This is a genomic window from Streptomyces sp. NPDC006283 (assembly GCF_040613325.1).
Classification (GTDB): Bacteria; Actinomycetota; Actinomycetes; order Streptomycetales; family Streptomycetaceae; genus Streptomyces.
The window spans coordinates 1-5,136 of sequence record NZ_JBEXRZ010000332.1; the positions used below are offsets into that span (position 1 = coordinate 1).

Consider the following 5,136-nt stretch of genomic DNA (forward strand, 5'->3'; position numbering starts at 1 on the left):
CGAGCTTCAATCGCTCCTCGCCACCTGGGCCGGCGCCTGCCCCACCTGCCACCGCGACATACCCGCATCCATACCGACCTGACCAAGCCCTACTAGTACTGCGACCGGAAACGCCTGCCGGTTCGCGGCGTTCGGCACGGCCCTCGCCGCGTTGGCCAGGTGTGCGTGAGCGCGGCCCTCCGCCTTGCGATACACCCGCCCCGGACGCCGCGAGCAGTCGGCATGCGTCTCCGGTCACAGCATTAGGACAGGCGCAGGGTGCCGATTCCGGTGCCCGTGGTGTAGCGGGCCTCGGCGACCCCGTGTGCGGCTAGAGCGTCCTGGCAGCGCGGACACGGCAGGGCGAGCATCGGGGTCCCGGCCCGGCTCAGACGCGCGACATAGATGATTGCGCCATGCGGTGTGTTTCTGCGGCGCAGGACAGCCTCTTCGGCGTGGAACGTGGCGTGCTTGAAATCGATCTTGGCGCAGTTGCGGTAGCGATTGCATGCGTGCCCTAGTATGCGGCCTCCTTTGACCAGGACGGCCCCGACCCGGTAGCGGCATCGGGAACGCGCGGCCTGTTTGAGCGCGAGGTTGAGATACGGCAGCACAGGCCTTCCAGTCGGAGATAGAGACAAGAGCGGAGGCGGACCGCGTGGTGGGCGAGGTGGGATTCGAACCCACAGACCCCTTGAGGGGCGGCGGTTTTTAAGACCGCTGCGTTTGCCTGATTTCGCCACTCGCCCTGCAACGGCCTTGCAGGCAGCCGGGTCAGGAGGTGGATCACCTTCCAGTGCCTGCCTGACCTGAGCACTGGATCCACGGCCGACGCTTGCGAGGTCCGTGAGTTACCCGGAAGGAGTCGGTGCTGTGGCCACCACGCTCCACGGCAGCCCTCGCCCGTCGAACAGCAGGTCACTACTGGCCGTCGTGCATACTCCGACGTACGAGCGGACCGAGAGACGACCGGATTTCTCCAAGCCAATCGGTCCACCCAACTGTTTCTCTCCGGTATGGATCACTGTTACCTCCCATCAGTCGCCACATAGTGAGGGCATGGCGCAAACAAGGTAAATAGGATGAATCAGTCGAGGCCTGAGCAATTGCTACTCGGGAGGAGTTGCCGCACCAAGAAGTTGCACCTCGCCCTTACTTGATCGACTTCACCCCTGCCCGCAAATAATGATTAATTTCAAAATGCGGAGGCTCTTGAGTGATCGCTACTCAGAATCGAATATCAATTCTTCCGGGGCGGGGCACGCTCTTACGTTTCCTGTCCTACCGAAAGGGAGGCGCCATGGACGCCTAGGCCGCTTCGTTCAGATCATCTGATCGTTATCGTTAGTTTGGGTGTGTCGTTGACTGACGTGTAATGGGCGCGGATCGAGCCGGTACTCCCTGATCACGGCCGAAGCGGGGTGGCCGGTGGCGGGACCACCGCGAGGTGATCGATGCGATCACCTGGAAGTTCCAGACCGGATCGCAGTGGGTCCACCTGCCCGAGAACTCCGGTTGGAGGGGTGTCTCCGGCTGCGGATGTGGGCCGTCGACGGCACCTGGGAGCGGGGGTTCACGCGCTGATGGCCCAGGCGGACGCCGACGAGGACCTGAACTGGGCGGTCTCCTCCACGATCGTGCGCGCCAGGCAGATCCTCGTACTGGCGGGCCGCGCCTACCAGGGCGCCGGCACCACCTTCCGGACGCCGTTCTACCACCACCATGAACAGCCACAGCAGTACCAGCAGTTCAACCGCGACCACGCCCCACTACGAGCCCCCGGCGAACACGCCTTCGCCCAACTCAAAACCTGGCGGCTTCTACGGCGAGCCCACTGCTCCACCCGCCGCATCAACCGCACCGTCCAAGCCATCCACACCCTCCTGACCTGCGACTACGAAGGATGAAAGTTCAGTGGGGGTTTGCCGGACGGCGGCAGGATTGGGCATTCCGTTCGATCAGCCGACCCCGCCGTGGCCCTGCAGCGCATGTACGTCGACACCAGCCCGTTCAGCCCGGCGCACCTGAGCCTCAACGCCGAGGCCCTTTTCGACCTCAGGAGCCGTCCGTGACGACCACGCAGGACCCCGCCGTCGCAGCCGAGAAGTGCACCGCCGACTTCCGGCGCAACCCGCACCCGGTCTACGCCGCCCTCCGGGACACGGCGCCCGTCTGCCCGATGAAGCCGCCGCACGGCGTCGAAACGTACCTGATCACACGGTACGAGGACGCCCGGGCCGCACTGTCCGACCCCCGGCTGAGCAAGGACATGTACGGGGGCATGGACGCCTACCGGAGAATCTTCGGCGACTCGTCGGTCTCGCTGGACGACAACATGCTCAACGCCGACGCGCCCAAACACACCCGGCTGCGCAAACTCGTCAACTCCGAGTTCACCCCGCGCCGCGTCGAGGCGCTGCGGCCGAAGATCCAGGACATCGTCGACCGGCTGCTCGACGCGTGCCCCACCGGCGAAGCGCTGGACCTGCTGCCCGCGTTCGCGTTCCCGCTGCCGATCACCGTGATCTGCGAACTGCTCGGCGTACCGCCCGAGGAGCGGACCCACATGCAGCACCTGTCCACCACGGTGGCGCAGACGGGCTTCAGCAAGGAGTCCAAGCAGGCGCAGCAGAAGGCGGAGGAGGACCTGCACGCCTACTTCACCGATCTCATCGCGCGCAAGCACGAGCACCCCGGCGAGGACCTGCTCAGCGCGCTCACCGAGGCCCAGGGCAAGGACGGCGGCCTCACGGAGAACGAGCTGGTCTCGACGGCGTTCCTGCTGATGTTCGCGGGCCACAAGACGACCGCGTACCTCATCGGCAACGCCGTGTACCACTTCCTGGCCAATCCCGCACAGCTGCGCGCCGTGCAGGAGGACCCGGAGCTGGTCGGCCCCGCGGTGGAGGAGCTGGTGCGGTACGACGGCTCGGTGGAGAGCGCGACGTTCCGGTACGCGACCGAGGACGTGGAGATCGGCGGCACCCGGATCCCCAAGGGCGCCCTGGTGCAGATCGCGCTGCTTTCGGCGAACCGCGACCCGCTGAAGTTCGACGCCCCGGACGAGTTCGACGTGCGGCGGCCCGGAAACGCGCAGAGCGCCCATCTGGGGTTCGGCCACGGCAGCCACTACTGCCTGGGCGCACCGCTGGCGCGGCTGGAGATGCAGCTGGCCCTCACCAGCCTGTTCAGCCGGTTCCCCGGGATCGCTCTGGCCGCTCCTGAGGCCGGGCCGAAGTGGATGGAGGTCCCCTTCCCGGCCTTCCGCGGCCTCGCGGAACTGCCGGTCGTGCTCGCCCCGCAGAAGTGACCGCCGGCAGCCGGCACGCGTCCGGGCCCGTCTCCCCGCTCAGCGGGGAGACGGGCCCGGGCCGTTTCACCTCTGGGGCGACGGCTGGGGCGAGGGCCGGGGAGTCGCCCGCGGCGCCGTGACCGGCAGGTTGAACACGTGCTCGGGGGTCACGATGCGGGTGATCGCCTGACCGAAGAGGGTGCTGGGCTCCGTCTGGCCGTGCAGGATGTCCGTGTTGAGGAGCACCACCAACGTCGCCTGCGATTCGGGGAGATAGAGGGTCAGGGCCTCGTAGCCGGGCAGTGAGCCGTTGTGGCCGATCCAGCCCTGGACGTCGAAGATGCCCAGGCCGTAGCCGGCGCCCGGAATCGTCGTGGGGAGGGTCTTGAGGCGCTGCGCCTGCGTCTCGGGGGACAGCAGGGTGCCGGTGGCGAGCGTACGGGCCCAACTGCGCAGGTCCCGCAGGTCGGAGATCATCGCCCCGGCCGCCCAGCCCCAGGAGGGATTCCAGTTCGTGCTGTTCTCGACCTTGCCGGACGCCGTCTGGTCGGTGTAGCCCTGGGCGTGCGGGCTGGGGAACTCGGCGCCGGTCGGGAAGACGGTGTGGCTCAGCCGGGCCGGCTTCAGGACCCTCTGCTCGATGAACTCGTTCAGCGGCATACCGCCGGCCTTCTCCACCACCAGACCCAGCAGGATCAGGTTGGTGTTGCTGTAGTCGAACTTCTCACCCGGCTGGAACTGCACCGGATGCTTGAAGGAGTAGTCCAGCAACTCCTGTGGGGTGAAGGGGCGTTGCGGGTCGGACGTCAGTGCCTTGAAGAAGCCCTCGTCCATGGTGTAGTTGAACAGCCCGCTGCGCATGTCCGCCAGGTCGCGCAGGGTGATCCGGTCCCCGTTGGGGACGTTGTCGATGTACTTCGCGATCGGATCGTCCAGACCCACCTTGCCCTCGTCGACCAGTTCGAGCAGGGCGGTCACCGTGAACGTCTTGGTCGTGCTGCCGATCCGCATGTACAGGTCTGTCTCCATGGGGGCGCCGGTGGCCTTGTCGGCGACGCCGAAGGTCCGCACGTAGCTGCCCTTGCCGGGGGCCGACAAGGAGACGATCACACCGGGCACCTTCGTCTCGCGCAGGACCTGCTGGATGGCGGTGTCCAGACGCCTGGCGACGGCCGGGCCCAGTTCGGGGAAGTCGGTTTCGCTGGAGGACGAGGCGGAGAGGGGCGGCCCCGGGGCCGGTGCGACGCCGTACGCGGTCCCTGTGGACGCCGGCACGGCCAGCATCGTGGCCGCGGCCAGTCCCACACACGCCCTGCGCCAACACATCTGCGAATACCTCACGGCAGACCTCCTGCCAGCCGAGGGCGTCCGGACGAGTGCATCCGGACCAGGACATCACTCCTCTCCCACCACGCTAGGCCCGCCGGGGCACCCCCGCATGGCGGCGCGAACCGGCCCCGGCCAGGCCCCGTCCGGCAGTTCCCAGGCGTACGGCCCGCCCCGGGCCGGGATGCCGCCTTGGGCGACGGCCGGTCCGGCCGAACCAGCCCGGACCCAACCCCACGGCCCTCAGGACGGACCTCGCGCCCGGCCCGACCCGGGAACTGGGTGCGCGTCCCGGCGAGTTGACGATGGCCCGCGACGGGCCCCTCTGCCCACCGGCCCCTGGCACGCCACCGCCCGCGGGGCACCTCGCACCACGTCGCCGGCGCCCCGCCGCCACCGGCCGTCGATGCCCACCGGCACGACAGATAAGACAGGCAGATAGGTACTTACCGTATGTTTCCGGCATCGTGCTCCATGCTGGTCCTGCCGCGTCAAGCCCCACCCGGGGCGCCGCCCCTCGCCCGGTGCGGGATGCGCGC

General features: G+C 67.9%; 3 protein-coding genes, 1 tRNA gene and 1 pseudogene. 2 read left to right on the forward strand and 3 right to left on the reverse strand.

The window, feature by feature from the left end; translation table 11 throughout:
• Positions 1-242 precede the first annotated feature (242 nt).
• Together ABZ070_RS35230 and ABZ070_RS35235 are read right to left on the reverse strand one after the other, a co-directional pair.
• Positions 243-593, reverse strand: a complete 351-nt coding sequence (locus ABZ070_RS35230) for a hypothetical protein (protein WP_356640034.1) — start codon at positions 591-593, stop codon at positions 243-245.
• Between the two features lie 45 nt (positions 594-638).
• Positions 639-728: transfer RNA gene (locus tag ABZ070_RS35235), tRNA-Leu, on the reverse strand.
• A gap of 885 nt (positions 729-1,613) precedes the next feature.
• On the opposite strand from ABZ070_RS35235, the pseudogene ABZ070_RS35240 reads away from it, so the two are divergent.
• Positions 1,614-1,886, forward strand: a pseudogene (locus tag ABZ070_RS35240) (transposase family protein); the annotation flags it as partial.
• Positions 1,887-2,047: 161 nt separating this feature from the next.
• Entirely contained in the window at positions 2,048-3,289 is a 1,242-nt protein-coding gene (locus ABZ070_RS35245) for a cytochrome P450 (RefSeq protein WP_356640036.1), read from the forward strand.
• 66 nt (positions 3,290-3,355) lie between these two features.
• Here the strand turns inward: ABZ070_RS35245 and ABZ070_RS35250 are convergent, their stop codons facing one another.
• The gene (locus ABZ070_RS35250; RefSeq protein ID WP_356640038.1) at positions 3,356-4,555 is read right to left on the reverse strand and encodes a serine hydrolase domain-containing protein; all 1,200 of its coding nucleotides are present in this window, start codon (positions 4,553-4,555) and stop codon (positions 3,356-3,358) included.
• Between the last annotated feature and the right edge of the window lie 581 nt (positions 4,556-5,136).